The organism is Pectobacterium araliae, assembly GCF_037076465.1.
Classification (GTDB): domain Bacteria; phylum Pseudomonadota; class Gammaproteobacteria; order Enterobacterales; family Enterobacteriaceae; genus Pectobacterium; species Pectobacterium araliae.
This window is the reverse complement of record NZ_AP028908.1, coordinates 2,878,824-2,902,917: the sequence shown is the minus strand read 5'-3', so window position 1 is coordinate 2,902,917 and position 24,094 is coordinate 2,878,824. Positions and strand designations below refer to the sequence as shown.

Below are 24,094 nucleotides of genomic sequence, written 5' to 3'. Positions count from 1 at the left end.
AGCGCCGCATTCTTGTGGTTTTTCAGGTTGATGGTTTTTCAAATACGGGCAGAACAGGACGATGAGCGAAAAGGTATTGCTGGTGATTCAGCTGGGCCAACCGCCGGAAGGTATTGCGTCTCAGGTTGGGCAGCAGGGGAAGTGGTTTACCGATGCGGTACAGGGGAAAACGCAGCCGGTGCAGGTGGTTCGTCCCGACCTTGGGGAATCGCTGCCGCCGTTTGATACGCTGGCGGCAGTGATTATCTCTGGCTCGTGGTCGATGGTTACGGATCGGCTGGACTGGAGTGAATACACCGCTGGCTGGCTGCGTGAAGCGTATTATGCGGATGTCCCGCTGCTGGGGGTGTGTTATGGGCATCAGTTGCTGGCCGATGCGTTGGGCGGCAAAGTAGGGGATAACCCGAACGGCAAGGAAGTCGGCGTTCAGATTGTGACAACTCATGAAGCCGCGGCACAAGATCCCTTACTGCGTGACTATCCGCCGCAGTTTGGCGCTTACCTGACCCACCAGCAATCCGTGCTGGAAGCGCCAGAAGGCGCGCAGGTGCTGGCGAGTTCAGAGATGGACGGCTGCCAGATCATCCGCTACAGCGATAAAGTCTTGACCGTGCAGTTCCACCCGGAATTCAGCGCGGACATCATGCGGACGTGCCTGCGCCACAATGAAACGGCGCTGCGACAGGGCGGTTGGGATGTGGATAGGATGATGGACATCACGCAAGAGCCTGTTTGGGCGCGCAAGATCCTGCTGGATTTTGTACAGTGCTATGGCAAAGTTTGAACAGCTCGCTCACCAGATTCGTGAGCAACTTCAGGAAGGGATCTGGCAACCGGGTGACAAATTACCCTCGCTGCGGGAAAAATCACTGCATGCGGGCATGAGCCTGATGACGGTGCTGCATGCGTATCAACTGCTGGAAAGCCAGGGGCTAATTGTGTCGCGCCCGCAGTCGGGGTACTACGCCGCTCCGCAACTGCAACCAATACCCGCAGACAGCCTGCATTCGCCCGTTGGGCAGGAACGCGTTCAGTTGACCGAAGACGTGGATGTTAACGCATTCATTTTTGACGTGCTTCAGGCCAGCAAAGATCCGGCGGTGATGCCGTTCGGATCGGCGTTTCCCGATCCGCAACTCTTTCCGCAGCGCCAGTTAACGCGTTCACTGGCCTCGGTGGCGCGTCATATGCAGCCACAGAGTGCGCTGGATAATTTGCCGCCGGGTAACGAGAATCTGAGGAAGAACATCGCTCAGCGCTACGCGTTGCAGGGGATTGCCGTCTCGCCCGATGAAATTGTGATTACGGCGGGGGCGATGGAGTCTCTCAATCTCAGCCTTCAGGTATTGACGGAGCCGGGCGATTACGTGGCGATCGAATCTCCGGCATTTTACGGCGCGCTACAAGCGATTGAACGCCTTAAACTCAAAGCGATTGCGATCGCGACCGATCCGCAGCAGGGCATCGATCTCGATGCGTTGCAGCAGGCGTTGAATGACTACCCGATCAAAGCCTGCTGGCTGATGACCAACTTCCATAATCCGCTCGGCTACACGTTGTCCTGGGAGAAGAAACAGCGGCTGGTGGCAATGCTGGAAAAACAGGGTGTTGGGCTGGTCGAGGATGACGTTTATAGCGAGCTATATACTGGCCTGCAACGTCCGCTGCCCGCGAAAGCGTTGGATAAAACAGGGACGATTCTGCACTGCTCCTCGTTTTCTAAAAATCTGGTGGCAGGGTTCCGCATTGGCTGGGTGGCGGCGGGGGGCTATGCGGGAAATCTTCAGCGTTTACAGTTAATGAGTACCTTATCAACCAGCGCACCGATGCAACTGGCGATTGCGGATTATCTGGCGACCAGCAGCTATGACAGCCACCTGCGCCGCCTGCGCCGGGCGCTGGAGCAACGCAAACATGCGGCATTACAGTCGCTATGCCGACACTTTCCCAGTGAAGTCCGCATTCATCATTCGCAAGGCGGTTATTTTCTCTGGCTGGAGTTGCCTGAAGGTGTCAGCAGCACGGCGCTATACCGCTGTGCGCTGGCGCGGGGCGTCAGCATTGCGCCGGGGAAAATGTTCACGACCGGCGACCAATTCGATCGCTATTTCCGCTTTAACGCGTCCTACGAATGGGACGACCGCTGTGAACAAAGCGTGATCGTCTTAGCATCGCTGATTCGGGCGCAGATAGGCGAGCGTCTGACCCGATCACCCCTTTAGAGGTGTGGAGATGTTTGCCGCTTTTCTGCTACTGTTTCCGTCATGACGGAAGGTGACGGCATCGATGGCGAAAAACAGCCATAACCTTGCCGGAAATCAGGAAGTCGATAGGCACGATGCGTATAATCCCGGCTAAAGCTGAGCGATACCCGAATGCTGATCATTTAAGCCCGTTTTTAGGGGAAACACAGGGGGAGGTTCCCGTAGGGAGGGTTCACCCCTGTGGTCGCCCCGTGTATCTCGATCTTTAAGCGATTGGTGTTAGCTATTGTACCCGGACCGCGTTGGTAGCCTTCCCGCACCCCGAAATCTATCGGATAGACAACGTAAATAACAGGAAAAATCCCCCTGATGAGTATTCGCATTGTTCCTCAGGAACAGTTAGAACAGAACGAAAAATCGATGTCGGAAGGAAATATCCCTCCGCTGCTTTTCGCCAATTTGAAAAGCCTGTATAGCAGCCGTGCGGAACGTCTGCGTCAGTTAGCTGAAGATCACCCGTTGGGGGATTATCTCACCTTCGCCGCAGGTGTAGTGGAAGCCCAGCAGAAGGTATTACACGATCATCCGTTGCAACTTGACCTGAGTGGCGTGCTGAAACAGTCCGGTGAACGTCCGCCGCTTGATATCGCCGTATTTCCGCGTGATGCGCACTGGCACACGCTACTGCATGCGTTGATTGAAGAATTGAAACCGGATGCCAGCGGACAGGTGTTAGCTACGCTGGAGAATCTGGAAAAAGCCTCAGAGCAGGAGCTGGAAGAGCAGGCAACGGCGCTGCTGCAACACCAGTTTCGTGCCGAAAGCAACGATAAAGCTCCGTTCATCTGGGCGGCGCTGTCGTTGTTTTGGGCGCAGATGGCAAGCCAACTGCCCGGTAAAGCGCGTGCAGTACCCGGCGAACATCGCCAGTTCTGCCCTGTGTGCGGCAGTATTCCGGTATCGGGCGTGGTGCAGTTAGGTACGACCAGTGGACTGCGTTATCTGCACTGTAATCTGTGCGAGAGCGAATGGCACATGGTGCGGGTGAAATGCAGCAACTGTGAAGAATCGAGCGAGCTTAATTACTGGTCGCTGGATAGTGAAAACTCCGCGATCAAAACGGAAAGCTGCGGTCACTGTGGCACGTATCTGAAGCTGTTGTATCAGGAAAAAGATCACCGCGTGGAAGCCGTCGCCGACGATCTGGCCTCGTTGGTATTGGATGTGAAAATGGAGGAAGAAGGTTTTTCTCGCAGTAGCATCAACCCCTTCCTGTTCCCGGAAAGTACGATCGAATAGCCAGTCTAATCGGTGAAGCACGTTTGGGCTTCACCGCTTTTCTTTCAGAAAATGTATCCTTGCCATATACCGCTGAAGTGCAGCAGCAATACCAGAGCGGTGAGCACTATTGATGCTGATGTTAGCGCGATCAGTCCGTGGCTGGCGCGTGATAGCACGGGTTGGCAAGCGGCGCTAAAGCGGTAGCGCAGAATCGCCAGCACCGACATCAGAGTAGAGACGCACAAGAGCAGCATGGCGCAGGCAAAAATGGCGTGGCTGTCATCGACCATACTTAGGCGAAAACACAGCAAGCTATTTATCAACATTACAAACAGGGTGCGTGTCCAGGCCATGCCGGTTCGCTGCGGCTGTAAACCCGGATCGCGAGTGGTTTCCATGTGCTACCCGAACAGGATCATCGCGGCAAGCGCGATAGCAATAAGGCTGATAAACAGCGTCACGATCAGCAGCATCGATGTATACGGCATATCACTTTCCTGACGCATCGCTTTCTCATTGCTGACCCAGCGACGATAGGCCAGACCGCCGAGCAACGCCGCGCAGACGACCAGCAGCAGAGCCAGCCCCTGACGCACCAGCGGATCGATATGAACGGTAAATTGATCGATACCGACAGCACCCGCAAGAAACGCCAGCGCGGTGCGAATCCACGCCAGAAAAGTGCGCTCATTCGCTAATGAAAAACGGTAGTCCGGGGTTTTCCCCTGACGCCACCACGGGGTTTTGTCCTGTCTGGGCGTTGTCATGTTGTCGTCTGATTTCAGGTTAAAAGAGGGCATCCGATTTGGGCGCAGCGTTTGCATTCTAGCGCCCTTGGCGGATTTCGTCTGCCCTGATGGCTGTCTCCGTACGAAATGATGACGCACCTGCTGGAAGGGGCGCCGTTCTTTCTTAAGCGTCTTTTGCTGCTTCATGGTTCTCAACCGCCAGCGCGGTAACCAGTGCAAACGCGCAGGCCAGCAGCGTGCCGAGTATCCAGGCGAAATACCACATTCTCTTTCTCCTCAAGTCGTTAGTAAACGGAATGCTTATTTTCTTCGATGTAGCGGGCGTCGATCCGACCGAACATCTTGTAGTAACACCAACTGGTATAAAGCAGGATGGTGGGGACAAAAATGCAGGCCAGAATGGTCATCACCTGAAGCGTAAGCTGGCTGGACGTCGCATCCCAGATGGTCAGGCTGACATTGGGATCAAAGCTGGAAGGCATCACGAACGGGAACAGCGTAATCCCTGCCGTCAGAATCACACAGACAATCGTCAATGATGAGGTCAGAAAACCCCAGCCGCAGCGGTTCACACGCGAGAAGAGACAGGTGAACCACGGCAGAACTACACCCAATGCGGGGATCGCCCACAGCGCGGGATGCGCATTAAAGTTGGTTAACCAGGCACCGGCCTGCTGGATCACGTCTTTATTCAGTGGATTAGATGGAGCCGCTTTATCCAGCGTGGAGGTAATCATGTAGCCGTCGATTCCGGTCAGCACCCACAGGCCAGCCAGTAAGAAGATGATGCTCATCAGCGCGCTGGCTATTAGGACGGTTTTTTGCGCGCGACGCTGAAGTGCATCTGTGGTGCGCATTTGCAGGTAAATCGCGCCGTGTGCGACGATCATGGCAACACTCACGACGCCTGCCAGCAGCCCGAACGGGTTCAACAGGCCAAAGAACCCACCGTGGTAGGTGAGGCGCAAATACTTATCGACGCTCAGCGGCACGCCCTGTAACAGGTTGCCTAATGCGATGCCGAACACCAGCGTGGGGACGAAGCTGCCGATGAAAATGCCCCAATCCCACATATTACGCCAGCGGTGGTTTTCCAGCTTGGAGCGATAATCAAAGCCAACCGGGCGGAAAAACAGCGCGGCCAGCACCAGAATCATAGCGAAGTAGAAACCGGAGAACGCGGCGGCATAAACCATCGGCCAGGCGGCGAACAGTGCGCCCGCCGCGGTGATCAGCCAGACCTGATTGCCGTCCCAGTGCGGGGCGATCACATTAATCATCACCCGCCGTTCGGTATCGGTCTTGCCGAGCAGGCGCAGCAGAATGCCTACGCCCATATCAAAGCCGTCAGTGATGGCGAAGCCGATGAATAACAGGCCAATCAATCCCCACCAAATCAGACGTAATGTTTCATAATCCAGCATTATTATGGCTCCCGTTAAGATTTTGCAGGTGCAGCGAGTGGCGATGCTGTCGGTTGTTCAAAGTGGTAGCGGCCGGTTTTCAGGCTGCTTGGCCCCAGTCGGGCAAACTTGAACATCAGATACATTTCTGCGATCAGAAATAGCGTGTACAGTCCGCAAATCAGCCCCATCGACAGCAGGATGTCGTGTGCTTCCAGAGACGAATTGGCGATGGCGGTAGGCAGAACTTCACCGACTGCCCACGGCTGGCGACCGTACTCGGCGACGAACCAGCCGGATTCAATCGCGATCCAGGGCAGGGGGATGCCATACAGCGCCACGCGGTGCAGCCATTTGCGTTGCCCCATGCGGCCGCGTATGACGCTCCAGAACGACAGAGCAAAAATGCCGAGCATCAGCACGCCGCAGCCCACCATCAGGCGAAAAGCGATATACAGCGGTGCGACGCGAGGAATCGAATCTTTGGTTGCCTGCTGAATCTGGTTTTCGCTGGCGTTGGCGACGTCATCGGTATAGCGCTTAAGCAGCAGACCGTAGCCAAGATCGCGCTTGGCGGCCTCAAATTTTGCGCGAACGGCGGGGTCGGTGTTACCTGAGCGCAGTTCCTCCAGCAGACCATAGGCCGTCATGCCGTTACGAATGCGTATCTCATGCTGTGTCATCAGGTCTTTCATGCCGACGACGGGTTTGTCGAGCGAACGGGTGGCGATGAGCCCCAGCAGGTAGGGAACGTGGATCGCATAATCATTCTGCATCGTTTCCTGATTGGGGATGGCGAACAGCGTGAAAGAGGCGGGGGCAGGCTGTGTTTCCCATTCGGCTTCGATCGCGGCCAACTTGGTTTTCTGCACATCACCCATCACATAGCCGGATTCATCACCCAATACGATCACGGATAGCACCGAGGCCAGACCGAAACTGGCGGCAATGGCGAACGAGCGCTTGGCAAAAGCGATATCGCGACCTCTCAGCAGATAGTAAGAGCTGATCCCCAGCACAAACATCGCACCTGCCGTATAACCTGCGGCTACGGTGTGCACAAACTTCACCTGCGCGACCGGGTTCAGCACCAGTTCGGCGAAGCTCAGCATTTCCATGCGCATGGTTTCATAATTGAATTCGGCGGCAATCGGGTTTTGCATCCAGCCGTTGGCGACCAGAATCCACAGGGCGGAGAAGTTGGAACCCAGCGCGACGAACCAGGTCACCAGCATGTGCTGGACTTTGGTCAGGCGATCCCAGCCGAAAAAGAACAGGCCGATCAGTGTGGATTCGAGGAAGAACGCCATGAGTCCTTCCATTGCCAGCGGCGCACCAAAAATATCGCCCACGTAGTGAGAATAGTAAGACCAGTTGGTGCCGAACTGGAATTCCAGCGTCAGACCGGTTGCCACGCCCAGCGCAAAATTGATGGCGAACAGCTTGCCCCAGAATTTGGTCATATCCTTATAGATTTGCTTGCCGGTCAACACATAAGTCGTGTTCATAATGGCCAGCAGGAAAGACAACCCCAGCGTCAGCGGGACGAAAAGAAAGTGATACATGGCAGTCAGGGCAAATTGCAGCCGCGACAGCTCAACGACATCAAACATGTTAGGCTCCTAGCTTCAGGCAGGAAAATGCTGTTATTCCAATGCTTGCCGGAATAAATAGTGATGAATAAAATGCGAATAAATTAGCGCCGACGATATTTGCATCCGTCAGAAATTAACGTCACTGATTGAAGTGAGATAAGAATGAATAGTAAATAAAACGTGCGGGGATTATAGCGTGCAAAAACTGAAGGATAAATAGTACAGTTTCGTTCGGTTGAGTAGAAACCTAACTTGTGTCAATTTCAGGGTATTATCATGTTTTATTTTATTTTTTATTATATTAATTTGTGGTGTTTTTATTTTTAAGTTTTTAATTCTTATTTTTCGATATAACCTTTATCGTGTTTATGAAGTTGTTGGTACAGATTGAATAAGGGTAAATATAACAGTTACTTTTTGTATTGATTTTTATTTTTCCCTGAGGGCGTAACAGGTAAAAACGATCAACAGACTATTTCTCCCGCTATCGCCATTTTCTCTCTGACTGGAAAATCGCACATTTATTTCACCGTGAATAGACGCTGCCGATTAAAAAAGATAACGGCACTTATTGCTGCATTTTCCTGAACTGTCCCGAGTTAACTGGCGCGCTAATTGCATATTCCTGAATGTGGTTTTTTCAGGAGAGACGGCGATGGTGGCGGAGCCTTCAACGACAATTCGATTTTTACTTGCCTCGCGCCAGTGTGAGCTGAACAGCTTGCGTTACCTGCTGCAAAGCGGTGAATTGGTGGGTAAAATCAGCCAGATCGTGCATCTATTACAGCGTGAACGGGGAACGGCCAACCTGTTTCTTTGCTCCGACGGACGATTGTTCGCCGATGAGTTGGCGCTACGTGAGAAAGACGTGCAGGTGGCGCAGACGCACTTGATGACGCATCTGGCCGGATTGGAAAAAATGACGGAAGAATTGCCGCAGGCGAGCCGTTTATTCAGCCGTGTTGCCAGCGTGGTTTATGCGCTGAGCCTGCTGCCCGCGCTGCGTCAGCAGATTCGCCAGCGTTTGTTGCCTCAGCCGCAGGCGATGACGTTTTTCAACGACATTATTCGTAACCTCTTGGCGCTGGTTTTTGAGGTGTCCGACACGGCGGCCGATCCGGGAATTTCCCGTGCGCTGATTGCTATGTTCAGCTTTATGCAGGGTAAAGAGCTGGCAGGGCAGGAGCGTGCTGTTGGTGCGGCGGCTTATGCTGGGGGCAGTGTTGATGAGGACACCCGGCAAAAGCTACTGGATTTAATTGAACGGCAGGAGCGCTGTTTCGATACCTTTCTGAATTTTAGCGACGAAGAAAGCCAGCGGCGCTGGTGCACTATTGCGGTAGACAGCGAGTTTGAGCGCCTACGTCGCATTGTGTGTACGCGCAGCCCGATTGAAAAACTGTCAGAAGTCGATAGCCTGCACTGGTTTTCGGTTGCTACGCGGCGCATTGATGAAATGAAACAGATGGAAGATGAGCTGGAGCAGACGTTGATGCGGCGCTGCCGCACCCGTATTGCGGCGGCGGACAAGGCGTGCAGCGATCAGCGTGCGGATCTCGAAGAACTGATGGCGCAGCAGGAGCATGGCGATCCCGGTTATTCGATATTTATCGCTGGTCACGACGTGGAAGGACAAAGTGCGCAGCCCGGCTGGCTGCATAGTGATGGTGTTAGCCCACAGCTGGGAAGATCGCTGCTGTCGCTGGTGCAGCAACAGTCGCGTCGCTTACAGGCGCAGGATCATGAATTGGCTGCGTTGCGAGCCACGTTGAATGAAAGGAAACAGATCGATCGTGCGAAGGGCTTGCTGATGCAACACCGTGGGTTAAGTGAAGAAGAGGCCTACAAAACCCTACGCCGCATGGCGATGAGCCAGAATAAAAAGCTGATTGACATCGCGACGGCGATGCTCGCGGTGGCTGATGTATTTGGTGATACCCCTTAAGAGGTATATGCACATGAACTGTGCGTGTTCTGCCAGTTGGCGGTGCAAGGAGGGGCCTGATAAGGGGGCATTGCATAACGAATATGGGCAGGTTCTCGCCGTCGTTGTGTTGTGATGAGCGTAAATAACGCTGAGGAAAAAACAGGCTTAGGATGAGCGGCAGGGAAGCCGCGAAAGCCGTTGCCGCGTCGGGAACGCGTCAACGGCGGTCCGTTAAGAGGCTGTTTTTTCTGAAGGTATCGCGTAGCGACGTTATTTCTCGCGAAAAAGCCAGGGGTCACGGGGCGGCGGCGATTGAGCGCCCCGTGTCGGGCGCGTGCTACGACGTAGCATAGAAATAGCAATATTGTGGCGCACGAAACAATCACCATATTTTACATATGGTTAATGAATTTTCAGTCCACTTCTCAACTAAACCCTTCTCTTCGTCAATACGCAAAACTGTGATATCTGGCACAAACCTTGCTTTAACTCATTAGCAACAACCAAACATTCATAATGCGTTTCGGGCCAACGGCGGTGCGGAAGGTGTTAATCGGACAACGGCGTCCATAAGCGTGCAGATTCTGCATGGGCTTGTGGACGCCGTTTTTGTTTTTACCGCCTGAAAAGGCGTTTTTGCACAAGGGTGTCGTTGATGAGTGATTCCAAAACCAAAAGCATGACCGTCTCTCGCCGCCAGTTTTTGTTGGGGAGTGCCGCACTGGGGGGCAGCTTGATGCTACCAGGGTTGATGAATAGTGCGTGGGCTGCGGGTTCCGATGCACCGGAGAAAAAGGAAATTCGGGTTGGGTTTATCCCGTTAACGGACTGTGCCTCGGTTGTGATGGCCGCAGTGAAAGGTTTCGATAAGAAATACGGCATCACCATTGTTCCCAGCAAAGAAGCCAGTTGGGCGGCGGTACGTGACAAACTGGTATCGGGCGAGCTGGACGCCGCACACATTCTGTATGGTCAGCTATACGGCCTGCAAATGGGGCTGTCTGGATCGCAGAGCAACATGGCGGCACTGATGACGCTCAACCAAAACGGACAAGGCATTACGCTGGCGAACCAGCTGCGTGCAGCCAACGTCACGGATCTGGCGGCACTGCAAAAGCATATCGCTGCCAGCCCAGCGGGCACCTATACCTTCGCGCAAACCTTCCCAACTGGCACGCACGCCATGTGGCTCTATTACTGGCTGGCCTCAGCCGGCATTCATCCGCTGAACGACGTGCGTACCGTGGTGGTGCCGCCGCCGCAGATGGTGATGAACATGAAGATTGGCAACATGGTTGGCTATTGTGTCGGCGAGCCGTGGAACCAGCGTGCCATCAGCGAAAACATCGGCTTTACTGCCGCCACCTCGCAAGATATTTGGCCAGATCATCCGGAAAAAGTGCTGGGCATCCGTGCGGACTGGGTAAACGCCAACCCAAATAGCGCCCGCGCGCTGACCGCCGCGATTCTTGAGGCTTCGCGCTGGATTGATACCTCGGACGACAACCGCCGAGAAACGGCTGGCGTGGTTGCCGGACGTGCGTACATCAATGCCAAAGAAGAAACTATCGTTGGACGCATGCTGGGACAGTACGAGAACGGGCTGGGGAAAAGCTGGAAAGACGAACACGCGATGCGTTTCTACCACGACGGTTCCGTGAACTACCCGTACCTGTCCGACGGCATGTGGTTCCTCACCCAGCACAAACGCTGGGGCTTGCTCACCGAAGAGCCGGATTATCTGGCTGTCGCGAAGCAGGTTAACCGTATTGATATCTATAAGCAGGCGGCCGATGCCGTGGGGAATGTGCCCTTGCCCGGTAGCGACATGCGCAGCAGCGTGCTCATCGATGGCGTCCGCTGGGACGGTAGCGATCCGGCGGGTTATGCCAACAGTTTTAGCGTGAAGAAATAAGTGAGGTTGATGATGAAAAACCAGGCTCAGGTCATTCCCATTACCGCGGATAACGCCCCGGAAACCGTACGCAGCGCCGACATTACGCCGCTGCCGACTAAACCCGCAACGCCGGCAAAGGCACCGGCTTTCGCCTACCGCCCGCTGCTGCGCAAGCTGTTTCAACCACTTTTCCCTGCGGTACTGGGACTGGGGCTGCTGGTTGCGGTCTGGCAGATTGCCGCACTCAACAGCGAAAACTTCCCGACGCCGTGGACGACCTGGCTTGCGGCGCTCAGCCTCTTTGCCGATCCGTTTTACATCGCAGGGCCGAACGATCAGGGCATCGGTTGGAACGTATTGGCCTCACTGCAACGTGTCGGCATCGGTTTCGGGTTGGCGGCGCTGGTGGGGATTCCCACTGGCTTCCTGATTGGGCGTTTTAACTTTCTGGCTAACATGCTCAACCCGATCATTTCGCTGCTGCGCCCGGTCAGTCCGCTGGCCTGGCTGCCTATCGGTCTGCTGCTGTTCCAGCGTGCCGAACCCGCATCCAGTTGGACGATTTTTATCTGTTCTATCTGGCCGATGATCCTCAACACCGCCGAAGGCGTGCGCCGTATCCCGCAGGATTACCTGAACGTGGCGCGGGTGTTGAAGCTCTCTGAGTTCACCATCATGCGCAAAATCCTGCTGCCGGCGGTGCTGCCTAACGTATTGACCGGTGTGCGTCTGTCGATTGGTGTCGCCTGGCTGGTGATTGTTGCGGCGGAAATGCTGACCGGCGGCGTCGGTATCGGCTTCTGGATTTGGAATGAGTGGAATAACCTGAATGTGGAAAACATCATTATCGCCATCGTGGTGATTGGCGTTATCGGTCTGCTGCTTGAGCAGGGGCTGGTGTGGATTGCTAACCGTTTCAGCTATGACAACCGCTAAGGAGCCGACGATGCGTACAACACCCATTATTCAAGTGCAGCAGGTGAGCCAGCGTTTCAATACCGCCAGCGGTGAGTTTCTGGCGCTGGATCAGGTGAGTTTTGATATTCACACTGGCGAGACGATCAGCCTGATCGGCCATTCCGGCTGCGGCAAGTCCACGTTATTGAACCTGATTGCTGGCCTGACGCTGCCGAGCAGCGGCGGTCTGCTGTGTGACAACCGTGAAATCGACGGCCCGGGGCCGGAGCGCGGCGTGGTCTTTCAGAACCACTCGCTGCTGCCGTGGCTGACCACCTATGAAAACGTGGCGCTGGCGGTACGCCAGGTGTTTCGCGGCCAGATGAACAAGCGCGAAATGCACGAATGGATTACCCACAATCTCGGACTGGTGCATATGGAGCACGCGCTGAACAAGCGGCCGAATGAGATCTCCGGCGGGATGAAGCAGCGTGTAGGGATTGCCCGCGCGCTGGCCATGAAGCCGAAAGTCCTGCTGATGGATGAACCGTTCGGCGCGCTGGATGCGCTGACCCGCGCACATCTTCAGGATGCGGTGATGGAGATTCAGCAGCGGTTGCAAACCACGATTGTGCTGATCACCCACGATGTCGACGAAGCGGTACTGCTGTCGGATCGCGTGCTGATGATGACCAACGGCCCGGCGGCGACGGTTGGTGAAATCATGAAAGTTGAGCTGGAACGTCCGCGTTCACGCGTCGTACTGGCCGACGATCCACGCTACCACCATTACCGTCAGCAGGTGCTGCATTTCTTATATGAAAAACAGCCTAAAGCAGCCTGACAGCGAGGCCGGAACGATGATGAAACCGCATCTGATTGTGATTGGTAACGGGATGGCGAGTGCGCGATTCGTCAATGTGCTGCGCCAACTGGCCGCAACGCGCTTCCGAATCACCGTGATTGGCGATGAACCGCGCGCCAGCTATAACCGCATCCTGCTGTCGCCGGTATTGAGCGGCGAAAAAGCGTTTACGGATACGCTGCTGACGCCAGCGGCTCTCGACGACGATGCGGCGCTGCCGGTCAATTATCTGCTGGGTGAGCGGGTAATCCATATCGATCGCCAGCAGCGTGAGGTGACAACCACGCAACGGCAACTGCATTACGATCATCTGGTATTGGCGACCGGTTCCACGCCGTTTATGCCGCCGATGCCGGGTATCGATCTGGCGGGCGTGTGCGGCTTCCGCACGCTGGATGATGTCGAGCTGATGTTGGCGACGATTCGCCAGTCCGTTCCTGCGGTGGTGATTGGCGGCGGTTTGCTCGGTATTGAAGCCGCCGCGGCGCTGCAACTGCGCGGTGCCGACGTCACGTTGCTGCATCGTGTTCCGGTTCTGATGGAGCGTCAACTGGATGCCACGGCGAGTGACCTACTGTGCGACAGCCTGCGCGAACGCGGCATTGCCTGCGAGACGGATGTGCAGGTTGTGGCGCTGTATGGCGATGAGCGCGGGGTGACGGCGGTCGCACTGGGCGATGACCGAACGATTCCGGCGGGGCTGGTGGTGGTGACGGCGGGCGTGATTCCTGCCAGTCAACTGGCGCGGGAATGCGGCTTGCCCTGCAACCGTGGCGTACTGGTGGATGGACAGTTGCAAACCGCCGACCCGTATATCAGCGCGATCGGTGAATGCTGTGAACTCAATGGCGAAATATTTGGGCTGGTTGCCCCGTGTTTCGCCCAGGCCACGCTGGTGGCACAGCGCCTTGCCGGACATACACCGGCAGACTACCAGCGTGAGCAGGCGGCGACGCGACTGAAGGTCACCGGTATTGGTGTGGTCAGCGGCGGCGATATTAACGTTACACCGGATGATGAGGTGTACACCCTTTTTGATCCGCAGACGCAGCACTACCGTCGTCTGCTCGTTCGCGACGGTCGGCTGAGCGGAGTCCTGCTGTATGGCGACACTGACGACAGCCAGCGCCTGCTGGCCGCGATGGATAGCGCGACAGAAGGCGAGATGATTCCGCCTGCCTCGCTGCTTTTCGGCCTTTCTTCCCCTGATTCTGACCCACAGCCTGAAGCTGTAAGGATCCCTGTCATGAGCAAACCTATTTTGGTGGTCGTCGGCCACGGTATGGTCGGCCACTATTTTCTTGAACAGCTGGTTGAACGCGACCTGCATCAGCATTACCACATCGTCGTATTCGGCGAAGAACGCCATGAAGCTTATGACCGCGTTCACCTCTCCGAGTATTTCTCCGGCCGCAGTGCCGCTTCGCTGTCGCTGGTAAAAGACGGCTTTTTTGCCGAGAGCGGCATTGAGCTGCGCAGTGCCAGCGAGATCGTGGCTATCGATCGTGAACGTCAGTGCGTGTGTGATGCGCAGGGCAGAGAAACCGCCTACGACAAACTGGTGCTGGCGACGGGGTCTTATGCCTTTGTTCCGCCGATTCCCGGCAACACGCGCCCCGGCTGTCTGGTGTATCGCACGCTGGACGATCTGGATGCGATTGCAGCACAGGCGAAAAAGGGCAAGTCTGGCGTGGTGATTGGCGGCGGCCTGCTGGGGCTGGAAGCCGCAAACGCCTTGCGTCAACTGGGGCTGGACACGCATGTGGTGGAGTTTGCTCCGCGTCTGATGGCGGTACAGCTGGATGACGGCGGTGCCACCATGTTGCGCCGCAAGATTGAAGCGCTGGGCGTACAGATTCATCTCAGCAAAGAAACGCGGGAAATCACCGACGGCGAGCAAGCGGTGCATCGCCTCTGCTTTGCTGACGGCAGCGTGCTGGAAACCGATCTGGTACTGTTTTCCGCCGGGATTCGCCCGCGCGACAAACTGGCAGATAGCTGCGATTTAGATTTAGAGAAAGGGCCGCGCGGCGGCATTGTGATTGACGACCGCTGCCAGACTTCCGATGACGCGATTTTCGCCATCGGCGAGTGTGCGCTGTGGAAAGGGCAAATTTTCGGGCTGGTGGCACCGGGCTACCAGATGGCACGCAGCGTGGCGGATACGCTGGCGCAGCGCGATACGCCATTTACTGGCGCGGACATGAGCACCAAGCTGAAATTGTTGGGCGTAGAAGTCGCCTCGATTGGCGATGCTCATGGGCGCACGGCGGGAAGCCAAAGCTACCAGTGGACGGACGGCCCGAACGAGGTCTACAAGAAAATTGTCGTGTCTGCCGACGGTAAGCGTTTACTGGGTGCTGTATTGATCGGCGACAGCAGTGATTACAGCACGCTGTTGCAAATGATGCTCAACGGTATGCCGTTGCCTACACAGCCGGAAGGATTGATTTTGCCCGCGCGTTCCGGTGATGCGCCGAAAGGATTGGGCGTGGCGGCATTACCCGCCAGCGCACAGATTTGCTCCTGCCATAACGTCAGCAAAGGCGATATCTCGGCGGCGGTGGCGGGCGGCTGCGGCGAACTGGGTGCGCTGAAAACCTGCACCAAAGCGGGGACGGGCTGCGGTGGCTGTGTGCCGTTGCTTAAACAGGTGATGGAGTACGAACTGACGCAGCTGGGCGTCGAAGTGAAGAAGGACATTTGTGAGCATTTCGCCTATTCACGTCAGGAGCTGTATCACCTGATCCGCGTGCATGAGATCCGCTCGTTCGACAGTCTCCTTGAGCGTTACGGCCACGGTTTGGGCTGCGAAGTGTGTAAGCCACTGGTGGGATCAATGCTGGCCTCCTGCTGGAATGACTACCTGCTGCAACCGCAGCACCTGCCGTTGCAGGATACCAACGATCGTTTCTTTGCCAACATCCAGAAAGATGGCACCTATTCCGTTGTACCGCGCGTTCCGGCGGGGGAGATCACGCCAGAAGGCCTGATCGCTATCGGTCAGGTTGCGCAGCGCTATAACCTGTACACCAAGATCACTGGCGGCCAGCGGGTGGATTTATTCGGTGCTCGCTTAGAGCAGCTTCCAGAGATCTGGCGTGAGCTGATCGATGCCGGATTCGAAACCGGCCATGCCTACGGTAAATCGCTGCGTACCGTGAAATCCTGCGTGGGCTCGACCTGGTGCCGCTACGGCGTGCAGGATTCCACCGGGCTGGCGATCCAACTGGAGCATCGTTACAAGGGGCTGCGCTCGCCGCACAAAGTCAAAATGGCGGTGTCCGGCTGTACCCGTGAATGTGCGGAGGCTCAAAGCAAAGACATCGGCGTGATTGCCACCGATAAAGGCTGGAATCTGTACGTGTGCGGCAATGGTGGCATGAAACCGCGTCATGCGGATCTCTTCGCCAGCGATCTGGATATGGAAACCCTGCTGCGCACCATCGATCGGGTGTTGATGTTTTATATCCGCACCGGCGATCGCCTCCAGCGCACCAGCACCTGGATGGATAATCTGGAGGGCGGTATCGACTATCTGCGTCAGGTGATTCTGGAAGACAGCCTGAACATCGGCGAAGAGTTAGATAAAGAGATGCAGCGCGTGGTGGATGCCTACCAGTGCGAATGGCAAACCACGCTGGAAAGCCCGGAACGCCTGGCGCTGTTCCGCGGCTTCCTGAATAGCGATAGTCCGGATGAAGCGGTGGTGATGGTGCCGGAGCGTGGGCAGATCCGTCCGGCACAGGATCATGAGAAAGCGGTATCGCCAGAACCCGCGGTGCTAAAACCCGCCGCGCATGAAGCGGAGTGGGTGCAGGTCGCGACGCTGGGCGATATTCCGCGTCATGCTGGCATGGCGGCGCGCCTCGGACAGCAGCAGATCGCGCTGTTCCACCTACCGGGTAGCGAGCAGCAGGTGTACGCGTTAGAAAACCACGAACCGGGCAGTGGGGCGAACGTGCTGTCGCGTGGGCTACTGGGTGACGTGGCGGGTGAGCCAGTCGTGATTTCTCCGCTGTACAAAAAACGCTTCAAGCTGCGGGATGGCGTCAGCCCGGATGACAGCGGGCTGTACGTACGTGCGTGGCCGGTGCGCGTGGAAGATGATGAAATCTGGGTATGCCGTCAACCGCTGGCCGTGCCTGAAAGCGTCTCGCTGGCAGAGACGGCTATGGCGAAAGCATCATGAACGCGCGCGTCTGTCGGACAACCTGCCCGTATTGTGGTGTCGGCTGTGGCGTGCTGGCAGAACACGATGGACAAGGGGCGGTAAAGATCAGCGGGGATCCCGCACACCCTGCGAACTTCGGGCGTCTGTGTGTCAAAGGTTCTGCGCTGGGAGAGACGCTGGATTTGAAAGGCCGATTGCTGTGGCCGCTGGTGGAAGGGCGGCGAGTGAGCTGGGATCAGGCGCTCGATACGGTGGCCGAACGGCTGCTGGCGACCATGCAGCAGCACGGCCCGCAGTCGGTCGCGTTTTATGGTTCAGGCCAGCTGTTGACGGAAGATTACTACGTCGCCAACAAGCTGATGAAAGGCTTTATTGGCGTCGCCAATATGGATACCAATTCGCGGCTGTGCATGGCGTCTGCGGTGATTGGCTATAAGCGCGGACTAGGGGCGGATGCCGTTCCCTGTAGTTATGAAGATATCGAACTGGCGGATGTGGTGGTGCTGGTCGGTTCTAATACCGCCTGGGCGCATCCGGTGGTGTACCAGCGACTGGTGCAGGCGAAACAGCAGCGGCCACAGATGCAGGTGGTGGTGATCGATCCTCGACGTACCGCGACCTGCGACATTGCCGATCTGCATTTACCGCTGCAGCCCGGCAGCGATGCTGGGTTGTTCAATGGCCTGCTGCATTGGCTTGCACAGGGTTCGCGCATCGATATCGCCGAATTGGCCGAGCGTTTTTCCGGCGTGGAAGAGGCATTACAGTCAGCGCAGGCGTGGTCGGTGGCGCAGGTCGCGGAGTTCTGTCGGTTAGATGAAGCCGATATCGAGTGTTTCTATCACCTGTTCAGCACCAGCGATAAAGTGGTCACGCTCTATTCGCAGGGCGTAAATCAATCGTCCTCGGGCAGTGATAAATGCAACGCCATCATTAATGCGCATCTGCTGAGCGGTAAAATCGGCGTGTCGGGTTCCGGCCCCTTTTCGATAACCGGACAGCCAAATGCGATGGGTGGACGGGAAGTGGGCGGGTTAGCTAATCAGCTTGCCAGCCACATGGGTTTTACGCCACAGGACATCGAGCGCGTAGGGCGCTTCTGGCAGAGCGATAATGTGGCGACGCAGCCCGGTCTGAATGCGGTGGAACTGTTTCGCGCGGTTGAACGCGGCGATATTAAAGCGGTGTGGATCATGGGCACTAATCCGGTGGTGTCGATGCCGGATGCCGATCGGGTGAAACAGGCGCTGGAACGCTGCCCGCTGGTGATCGTCTCCGAGGTGATGCGTCATACCGATACCGCAGAAACCGCTGATATCTTACTGCCCGCGCTGGGCTGGGGAGAAAAGGACGGCACGGTGACCAATTCCGAACGCCGCCTTTCCCGTCAGCGTGCCTTTCTGACCGCACCGGGGGAAGCCAAAGCTGACTGGTGGATGCTGAATCAGGTAGCGCAGCGTATGGGTTTTGCTGAAGCGTTTACCTATCAGCATCCCGCAGAGATTTTTCGTGAACATGCGGCGCTGTCCGGGTTTGAGAATGACGGTAGCCGTGCGTTTGATATCAGCGGGCTGGCGACGCTCAGCAATCAGCAGTGGCAGCAGTTGGAACCGATACAGTGGCCAGTGAATGCGGCATTTCCGAACGGACGTGCCCGACTGGGTGACGATGGCCGATTCTGGCATGCCGATGGTAAAGCGCGTCTGGTGGCGGTAACACCGTCGCTGCCGCAAAGTCCGTGGAGCGCGGCGTATCCGCTGATACTGAACACCGGGCGTATTCGCGATCAGTGGCACACCATGACGCGGACTGGCAAAGCGGCTCGGCTGATGCGTCATATCAGCGAACCCTACTGCGAGCTGCATCCACAGGATGCGCAGACGCATGATATTCAGGCGGGCGATCTGGTGCGTTTGTCGTCGGTGCATGGTTGGATGCTGGCGCGGGCGCGACTCGATGCCGGGCAAGCACGCGGCAGTGTGTTTGTACCGATGCATTGGAATCAGCAGTTCAGCGCTCAGGCGCGGGCTGACAGTTTAGTCGCACCGATTACCGATCCGTATTCCGGTCAGCCGGAAAGTAAGCACAGTCGGGTGCGTATCCAGCCTTGGCATACCGCCTGGCAGGCCACGCTGTTTTTTGCCGACGAACCCGTTTCAGCGCCATTAACCTTACCCGCAGAGTATGATGTTCTGCCGCCGCCCACTCCCTACTGGAGCAAGATCCCTCGTGAAGGCGTGACGCAGTATCTGTTTGCTGACCGCGAGCCAGTAGACGACTGGCAGGCATGGCTGACCGAACACTATGGGTTGGAGAATATGCAGTGTCAGGTTGCGCAGGGCAATGGCGTATTTCACCTGATTGGCTGGCGCGATGGCCGCGTGGTGTTGGCCTGCTATGTGAGTGCACAGGCGCTGCGTATCGACAGCGATGCGGTGCGTCAGGCGTTTATTACTCCACCGCAGCTACCGCACGAGCGCCATGCGCTGCTGGCAGGTCAGGCTCCACAAGGACAGGTGCAGCAGGGAACCACGATTTGCAGTTGCTATAGCGTTGGCGAAGCGATCATCGTCGGCGCGATTCGTAAAGGCTGCCACAGCGTGGCAGCGTTAGGCGGCACGCTGAAATGCGGCACCAACTGCGGTTCTTGTATCCCTGAACTGAAGGCGTTATTGCGTCAGCATGTGCCGATAACGGTCAATGAATTGAAAAAAGCAGGTTGAGCGCCACGGCGTAATGAGGTGTGACATGATGACAACACAATCAATATTGGCCGCAGGCCAGCGCCGTCAGCCCGTACTCGGCGGTGAAATCTGGCTGGTAGGCGCAGGGCCGGGCGATGTAGAACTGCTGACGCTGAAGGCGTTGCGGGCAATCCAGCAGGCGGATGTGGTGGTCTACGATCGGCTGGTGTCGGCGGAGATTATGGATTTGGTGCCGGAGCAGGCACTGTGTATCGATGTCGGAAAAACGCGCGGCTGCCACCGTTTGTCGCAGGAGAAAATCAATCAGCTGTTGGTTGAACTGGCGCAGGCTGGGCAACGGGTGATCCGCCTGAAAGGCGGCGACCCCTTTATTTTTGGTCGCGGCGGCGAAGAGATGAATTATGCCCAGCAGGCCGGGATTGTCTGTCATGTGGTGCCCGGTATTACTGCCGCGACAGGCTGTGCGGCGGCAGTGGGGCTACCGCTGACGCATCGTGCCTGCGCGCAGTCGGTACGCTTCGTGACCGGCCATTCGCGCGATGGCGAACCGCAATTGGACTGGCCGACACTGGCGGACAGCCAGCAAACGCTGGTGTTCTATATGGGGCTGAGCCACAGCAGTCGACTGTGCCAGCGCCTGATCGAACACGGTCTGTCCGCGCAGACGCCTGTCGCGATTATTGAACGCGGTACCCAGCCGGATCAGCGGTTATTGACCGCGACGCTGGCAACCTTACCGGCATTGTTGGCTCGCTATCAGCCACAGTCGCCGAGCCTGTTGGTGGTGGGTGACGTCGTGCGCTTCTGCCGTCATCCGGCGCTGCATGTTGATGCAGCCCCTGCACGTTTGATGATGGAAAAGCATGCAGCCGCCTGACGGCAACAGATTCTTTTTGACGATTAGCGCCTCATTTTGAATGTGAAGTACTTTTTAACGTGAAAGAACGTGTTTTTCTTCGAGGCGCTTTCCACTTTCTCCGCTGTTTCCTGTTTTGTTATCGCATCCCCGTTACCCTCCCTACTGAATTTTTAGTCATGGTCTACAGGGAAGGGGACGAGATGCCATCGCATGATGCGATCTTCAAACAGTTTCTCAGCGATATCGCGATCGCACGGGATTTTCTGACTATCCATCTGCCGGATGAAATCCGTGCACGGTGTGATTTCAACACGCTGCAACTGGAGTCCGCGTCGTTTATTGATGAAAAGCTGCGCGCGCGGATATCGGACGTGCTGTACTCGCTGCGTACCACCGCAGGTAAAGGATATATTTATTGTGTGATTGAACACCAAAGCCGCCCGGAAAAGCAGATGGCTTTCCGGCTGCTGCGCTATTGTCTGGCTGCCATGCAGCAGCATCTGGATCAGGGACACGATCGCTTACCGCTCGTGGTGCCGCTGCTGTTTTATCATGGCAGAGCGCGTCCTTATCCTTACAGCCTCCGCTGGTTGGACAGTTTCACCGATCCCGTACTGGCACAAGCGTTGTATGAACAGCCTTTCCCGCTGGTGGATTTAACTGTCATGCCAGACGATGAAATCCGCACGCACCGACGGATGGCGTTACTGGAACTGGTACAGAAGCATATTCGTACCCGTGATATGCTGGAGTTGGCGCGTGAGATTGGGTTACTATTTGAACGCTGGTCGGTGCCGCTGACGCAGCGTCGGGCGCTGTTATTTTATATTGCACAAGCGGGAAACACATCCAAACCCGCAGATTTCATTGACGCACTGGCTGCACCGCTATCAACTGGTCAGGAGGACATTATGACGATTGCAGAACAATTGAAAAAAATGGGATTCGAGGAAGGCATCCAACACGGTATTCAGCAAGGATTGGAGCAGGGCATTGAACAAGGGATGAAAAACAGTGCCAGACAAATTGCCCGTAATTTATTGCTAACGGGAATGGATAAGAACAGCGTGCAGCAGGTCACTCAGCTTGAGGAAGAAGAGCTGGAGCAACTGGTCGCGGCCATCTTGCATGACACACAGCATTGATACTGAGCTAAACAATACCGCACTAAAAATTGAGCGTTGCTGATGCTTTTACGAGAAAGGTCAGTCAGGCAACGCTCACGTTCTTTCGCTAACGCGTTGCTTTTAACTTTTACGGACTCGCGCCGTTAGCCCTTTCAGGAAATAGCGGATCACCTGATCGCCGCAGGTGCGATAGTTTTTATGGTCAGGTGCGCGCATCATCGCGGTGACTTCCGGTACTGAAATGCGAAAATTTTGTGCCAGCAGGATCGCCTGAATATCATCCGTTTTGAGTGAAAACGCGACACGCAGCTTTTTCAGAATAATATTGTTGGTCATCTTACGTTCAAATTGCGGCGCAGGCTGGTTTTCATCTTGACCGCGTTTTTGCAGAATCAGTCCATTCAGGAAATAACTCATCACGATGTCTGGGCAAGGCTGATAGCCTTCCTCTCCCTCTTTTTTGACGTAGCTCGCCAACTGCTGGGGGGGGACGGTCATCTCCACCAGCGCCAGGATCTTCAGCAGGTGGTCATTATTGAAATTCAGCATATAGCGCACGCTGCGCAGGACATCGTTGTTCATCATTACGGAGGGGGTCTCGCCGTTCGTCTTCGTACAAAACGCACAGTATAAAGGGAACGGCGGAGAAATGCAGAAACGATCGTGGAATTAGTGAAACGTCTCCCGTCCGGTAAAGTGCCCAACCCAGCCTTCTGGATTGGTAAAAATACGGATCGCGACAAAATCAGGAAATTCGCCGCAGTCAAACCAGTGCGGCGTGTTGGCGGGAACACGTAAGAGATCGCCTGCCTCACAGGTAAGCTGGAAAACCTGCTCGCCAATCGGCACAAAGAAGCTTCCGCTGCCGCGCACGAAGAAGCGCACTTCATCTTCACTATGGGTGTGTTCCTGAAGAAACTTTTCCCGCAGCGCCAGTCTCTCGGCATGATCTGGCGTCAGACTGATCACGTCGGCAGAGGTGTAGCCTTCCTGCTGTTTGAGACGCTCAATATCGGCATGGTATTGCGTCAAAATGGTTTCGCTGCTGGCGTCAAGCGGAGGTGCGTCGGTCTGCCAATGTTCTAGCTGGATCCCGGCGCTGGCGAGCAGGGAAGCGATGTCATTAAACGTGGTGATCTGCTGGACGGGCTGTGTGATCTGCGGACGGTGGTAAATCGATAGCGTTGTCATGTCTGCTTTCCCTTAGATATAGAAGAACCTTAACCATTAACTTTATAGGGATAAAAAACAAGATGCTTTTTTTATAACTTATTCCTGCAAATTCAATAGGTAACAATCATCACATCTGTGTATCAATGCTATTTCTATTTAATCACTAGCCATTATCATTTTTGTTATTTCGATTTAACTTTTCCCGTTGCTAATCTCTTTTAATGCTAATAATTTTATAAAAACTAGGATAAAAATGATGAAGACTCGCTTTTCTCGTCTTGCTGCGTGCGTGCTGGCTGCGGGGGTTATGACCTCTGTTCAGGCGGCTGATGAGACACTGTCATTGAAGGGAAAAACCATTGGTGTCGCCGTCGTGGGGACACAGCATTTTTGGGATCGTGAGGCCTATAAAGGGGCGACCGAAGAAATTGAGAAACTTGGTGGACAGGTCGTGGGCGTGGACGGCGGGCGTGATAATCAGGTTCATGCCAATAACCACGATATCCTGCTGGCGCGTAAGGTGGATGCGGTGATCAGTATTCTTGGCGACAGCGCGGTAGAACCAAAGTTTAAAGCGCTGCGTGACGCGAAAATTCCGGTTTTCACCGTCGATCACGTTTCGTCTTACTCTATCAATAACACGACGTCAGATAACTACGCGATTGGATCAACGATTGGTCGCTACACGGCGGATGCGCTGGGCGGAAAAGGCAATATTGCGGTGTTCAACGCCTTCTCCAACGCGCTGCGCATCTGTGGTATCCGCTATGATTTGTGGAAATACGTCCTGCAAGATTATCCGGGGATCAAAATCATTCAGCCTGAGCTGGCTGAGCAGTATTCCAACTCGCCGGAAGATGCGCGCAAGAAAACCCTTGAGCTGCTGAGCCAGCATCCTAAAGGCACGCTGGATGCAATTCACGTTGCCTGCTGGGATCAACCGGCCATCGGCGTGGTGCAGGCATTGGAAGAAACTGGACGTGACAAGGATGTGAAGGTCACAGCGATTGATGCCGGGCCAGAAACGCTGGAAATTATGGCGGAGAAAGGCAGTCCGTTTGTTGCCAACGTTGCGCAGCAGCCGCGTCTGATTGGCACCACATCGGCGAAAAACGTCGCCCGCTATTTCGCTGGCACCACGCTGCTGCCGCAGACGTTTGTGCCGGTGCTCCCCATCAAAGGGGAGGCAGAAGCCAAAGCGGTCTATAAACAGCTTGGCTATGGTGAACTGAAGTAAG

General features: G+C 55.6%; 19 protein-coding genes. 12 read left to right on the top strand and 7 right to left on the bottom strand.

The genetic code is table 11. The annotated features are described in order from the left end of the window. The first annotated feature begins 61 nt into the window (after window positions 1-61). The 3 genes from AACH44_RS13165 (at window position 62) to fdhE (ending at window position 3,503) form a co-directional block, all read left to right on the top strand. Window positions 62-784 carry a glutamine amidotransferase gene (locus AACH44_RS13165; RefSeq protein ID WP_338659273.1) on the top strand — a complete coding sequence of 241 codons (723 nt, stop codon included), beginning with the start codon at window positions 62-64 and terminating at the stop codon, window positions 782-784. Continuing rightward, the gene (locus tag AACH44_RS13160) at window positions 771-2,222 is read left to right on the top strand and encodes a PLP-dependent aminotransferase family protein (protein WP_338659272.1); all 1,452 of its coding nucleotides are present in this window, start codon (window positions 771-773) and stop codon (window positions 2,220-2,222) included. The genes AACH44_RS13165 and AACH44_RS13160 overlap by 14 nt, the downstream gene beginning before the upstream one ends. A 351-nt stretch (window positions 2,223-2,573) precedes the next feature. Continuing rightward, window positions 2,574-3,503: a formate dehydrogenase accessory protein FdhE gene (fdhE, locus tag AACH44_RS13155; protein ID WP_261848013.1), complete on the top strand. Its 930-nt coding sequence runs from the start codon at window positions 2,574-2,576 to the stop codon at window positions 3,501-3,503. A 44-nt stretch (window positions 3,504-3,547) separates the two neighbouring features. Here fdhE and AACH44_RS13150 read toward each other — a convergent pair whose 3' ends face one another. From AACH44_RS13150 to cydA, 5 genes are all read right to left on the bottom strand, one after another. Beyond that, on the bottom strand, window positions 3,548-3,883 hold the full coding sequence (locus tag AACH44_RS13150; protein ID WP_261848014.1) for a DUF202 domain-containing protein: 336 nt from the start codon (window positions 3,881-3,883) through the stop codon (window positions 3,548-3,550). A gap of 3 nt (window positions 3,884-3,886) precedes the next feature. Then, a complete protein-coding gene (locus AACH44_RS13145) occupies window positions 3,887-4,252 on the bottom strand; it encodes a YidH family protein (RefSeq protein WP_261848085.1) in 366 nt (121 codons plus the stop codon). Window positions 4,253-4,397: 145 nt separating this feature from the next. Next, complete coding sequence (gene cydX / locus AACH44_RS13140; RefSeq protein WP_261848015.1) at window positions 4,398-4,499, bottom strand: cytochrome bd-I oxidase subunit CydX; 102 nt, start codon at window positions 4,497-4,499, stop codon at window positions 4,398-4,400. A 19-nt stretch (window positions 4,500-4,518) separates the two neighbouring features. After that, window positions 4,519-5,658 carry a cytochrome d ubiquinol oxidase subunit II gene (cydB, locus tag AACH44_RS13135; RefSeq protein ID WP_261848016.1) on the bottom strand — a complete coding sequence of 380 codons (1,140 nt, stop codon included), beginning with the start codon at window positions 5,656-5,658 and terminating at the stop codon, window positions 4,519-4,521. Window positions 5,659-5,672: 14 nt separating this feature from the next. Then, complete coding sequence (gene cydA, locus AACH44_RS13130) at window positions 5,673-7,250, bottom strand: cytochrome ubiquinol oxidase subunit I (protein WP_261848017.1); 1,578 nt, start codon at window positions 7,248-7,250, stop codon at window positions 5,673-5,675. A gap of 637 nt (window positions 7,251-7,887) precedes the next feature. On the opposite strand from cydA, the gene AACH44_RS13125 reads away from it, so the two are divergent. The 8 genes from AACH44_RS13125 (at window position 7,888) to AACH44_RS13090 (ending at window position 21,701) form a co-directional block, all read left to right on the top strand. Next, entirely contained in the window at window positions 7,888-9,177 is a 1,290-nt protein-coding gene (locus AACH44_RS13125; protein WP_261848018.1) for a nitrate regulatory protein, read from the top strand. A gap of 637 nt (window positions 9,178-9,814) precedes the next feature. Continuing rightward, window positions 9,815-11,074 (top strand): CmpA/NrtA family ABC transporter substrate-binding protein, encoded by a 1,260-nt coding sequence (locus AACH44_RS13120; RefSeq protein WP_261848019.1) that lies wholly within the window; start codon window positions 9,815-9,817, stop codon window positions 11,072-11,074. A 12-nt stretch (window positions 11,075-11,086) separates the two neighbouring features. Then, a complete protein-coding gene (gene ntrB / locus AACH44_RS13115; protein WP_261848086.1) occupies window positions 11,087-11,992 on the top strand; it encodes a nitrate ABC transporter permease in 906 nt (301 codons plus the stop codon). Between the two features lie 10 nt (window positions 11,993-12,002). Then, complete coding sequence (locus AACH44_RS13110) at window positions 12,003-12,797, top strand: ABC transporter ATP-binding protein (RefSeq protein ID WP_261848020.1); 795 nt, start codon at window positions 12,003-12,005, stop codon at window positions 12,795-12,797. Between the two features lie 16 nt (window positions 12,798-12,813). Further along, entirely contained in the window at window positions 12,814-17,010 is a 4,197-nt protein-coding gene (gene nirB / locus AACH44_RS13105; protein WP_261848087.1) for a nitrite reductase large subunit NirB, read from the top strand. Next, a complete protein-coding gene (locus AACH44_RS13100; RefSeq protein WP_261848021.1) occupies window positions 17,007-19,715 on the top strand; it encodes a nitrate reductase in 2,709 nt (902 codons plus the stop codon). Before nirB ends, AACH44_RS13100 begins: the two co-directional genes overlap by 4 nt. A 25-nt stretch (window positions 19,716-19,740) precedes the next feature. Continuing rightward, complete coding sequence (gene cobA, locus AACH44_RS13095; protein ID WP_261848022.1) at window positions 19,741-20,574, top strand: uroporphyrinogen-III C-methyltransferase; 834 nt, start codon at window positions 19,741-19,743, stop codon at window positions 20,572-20,574. A gap of 182 nt (window positions 20,575-20,756) precedes the next feature. Then, entirely contained in the window at window positions 20,757-21,701 is a 945-nt protein-coding gene (locus AACH44_RS13090) for an Rpn family recombination-promoting nuclease/putative transposase (protein WP_338659271.1), read from the top strand. A 102-nt stretch (window positions 21,702-21,803) separates the two neighbouring features. On the opposite strand, the gene AACH44_RS13085 is transcribed toward AACH44_RS13090, so the two are convergent. Both AACH44_RS13085 and AACH44_RS13080 read right to left on the bottom strand, forming a co-directional pair. Further along, the gene (locus tag AACH44_RS13085) at window positions 21,804-22,268 is read right to left on the bottom strand and encodes a DUF1456 family protein (RefSeq protein WP_338659270.1); all 465 of its coding nucleotides are present in this window, start codon (window positions 22,266-22,268) and stop codon (window positions 21,804-21,806) included. An 84-nt stretch (window positions 22,269-22,352) separates the two neighbouring features. Further along, a complete protein-coding gene (locus AACH44_RS13080; protein ID WP_226292987.1) occupies window positions 22,353-22,874 on the bottom strand; it encodes a 1,2-dihydroxy-3-keto-5-methylthiopentene dioxygenase in 522 nt (173 codons plus the stop codon). A 238-nt stretch (window positions 22,875-23,112) separates the two neighbouring features. Between AACH44_RS13080 and AACH44_RS13075 the strand changes: the two genes are divergently transcribed. After that, window positions 23,113-24,093: a sugar ABC transporter substrate-binding protein gene (locus tag AACH44_RS13075; protein WP_425606652.1), complete on the top strand. Its 981-nt coding sequence runs from the start codon at window positions 23,113-23,115 to the stop codon at window positions 24,091-24,093. Window position 24,094 lies beyond the last annotated feature (1 nt).

Coding starts and splice junctions, on each gene's coding strand:
- AACH44_RS13165 (WP_338659273.1), top strand. CDS start 62: ATGAGCGAAAAGGTATTGCTGGTGATTCAGCTGGGCCAACCGCCGGAA.
- AACH44_RS13160 (WP_338659272.1), top strand. CDS start 771: ATGGCAAAGTTTGAACAGCTCGCTCACCAGATTCGTGAGCAACTTCAG.
- fdhE (WP_261848013.1), top strand. CDS start 2,574: ATGAGTATTCGCATTGTTCCTCAGGAACAGTTAGAACAGAACGAAAAA.
- AACH44_RS13150 (WP_261848014.1), bottom strand. CDS start 3,883: ATGGAAACCACTCGCGATCCGGGTTTACAGCCGCAGCGAACCGGCATG.
- AACH44_RS13145 (WP_261848085.1), bottom strand. CDS start 4,252: ATGACAACGCCCAGACAGGACAAAACCCCGTGGTGGCGTCAGGGGAAA.
- cydX (WP_261848015.1), bottom strand. CDS start 4,499: ATGTGGTATTTCGCCTGGATACTCGGCACGCTGCTGGCCTGCGCGTTT.
- cydB (WP_261848016.1), bottom strand. CDS start 5,658: ATGCTGGATTATGAAACATTACGTCTGATTTGGTGGGGATTGATTGGC.
- cydA (WP_261848017.1), bottom strand. CDS start 7,250: ATGTTTGATGTCGTTGAGCTGTCGCGGCTGCAATTTGCCCTGACTGCC.
- AACH44_RS13125 (WP_261848018.1), top strand. CDS start 7,888: ATGGTGGCGGAGCCTTCAACGACAATTCGATTTTTACTTGCCTCGCGC.
- AACH44_RS13120 (WP_261848019.1), top strand. CDS start 9,815: ATGAGTGATTCCAAAACCAAAAGCATGACCGTCTCTCGCCGCCAGTTT.
- ntrB (WP_261848086.1), top strand. CDS start 11,087: ATGAAAAACCAGGCTCAGGTCATTCCCATTACCGCGGATAACGCCCCG.
- AACH44_RS13110 (WP_261848020.1), top strand. CDS start 12,003: ATGCGTACAACACCCATTATTCAAGTGCAGCAGGTGAGCCAGCGTTTC.
- nirB (WP_261848087.1), top strand. CDS start 12,814: ATGATGAAACCGCATCTGATTGTGATTGGTAACGGGATGGCGAGTGCG.
- AACH44_RS13100 (WP_261848021.1), top strand. CDS start 17,007: ATGAACGCGCGCGTCTGTCGGACAACCTGCCCGTATTGTGGTGTCGGC.
- cobA (WP_261848022.1), top strand. CDS start 19,741: ATGATGACAACACAATCAATATTGGCCGCAGGCCAGCGCCGTCAGCCC.
- AACH44_RS13090 (WP_338659271.1), top strand. CDS start 20,757: ATGCCATCGCATGATGCGATCTTCAAACAGTTTCTCAGCGATATCGCG.
- AACH44_RS13085 (WP_338659270.1), bottom strand. CDS start 22,268: ATGATGAACAACGATGTCCTGCGCAGCGTGCGCTATATGCTGAATTTC.
- AACH44_RS13080 (WP_226292987.1), bottom strand. CDS start 22,874: ATGACAACGCTATCGATTTACCACCGTCCGCAGATCACACAGCCCGTC.
- AACH44_RS13075 (WP_425606652.1), top strand. CDS start 23,113: ATGAAGACTCGCTTTTCTCGTCTTGCTGCGTGCGTGCTGGCTGCGGGG.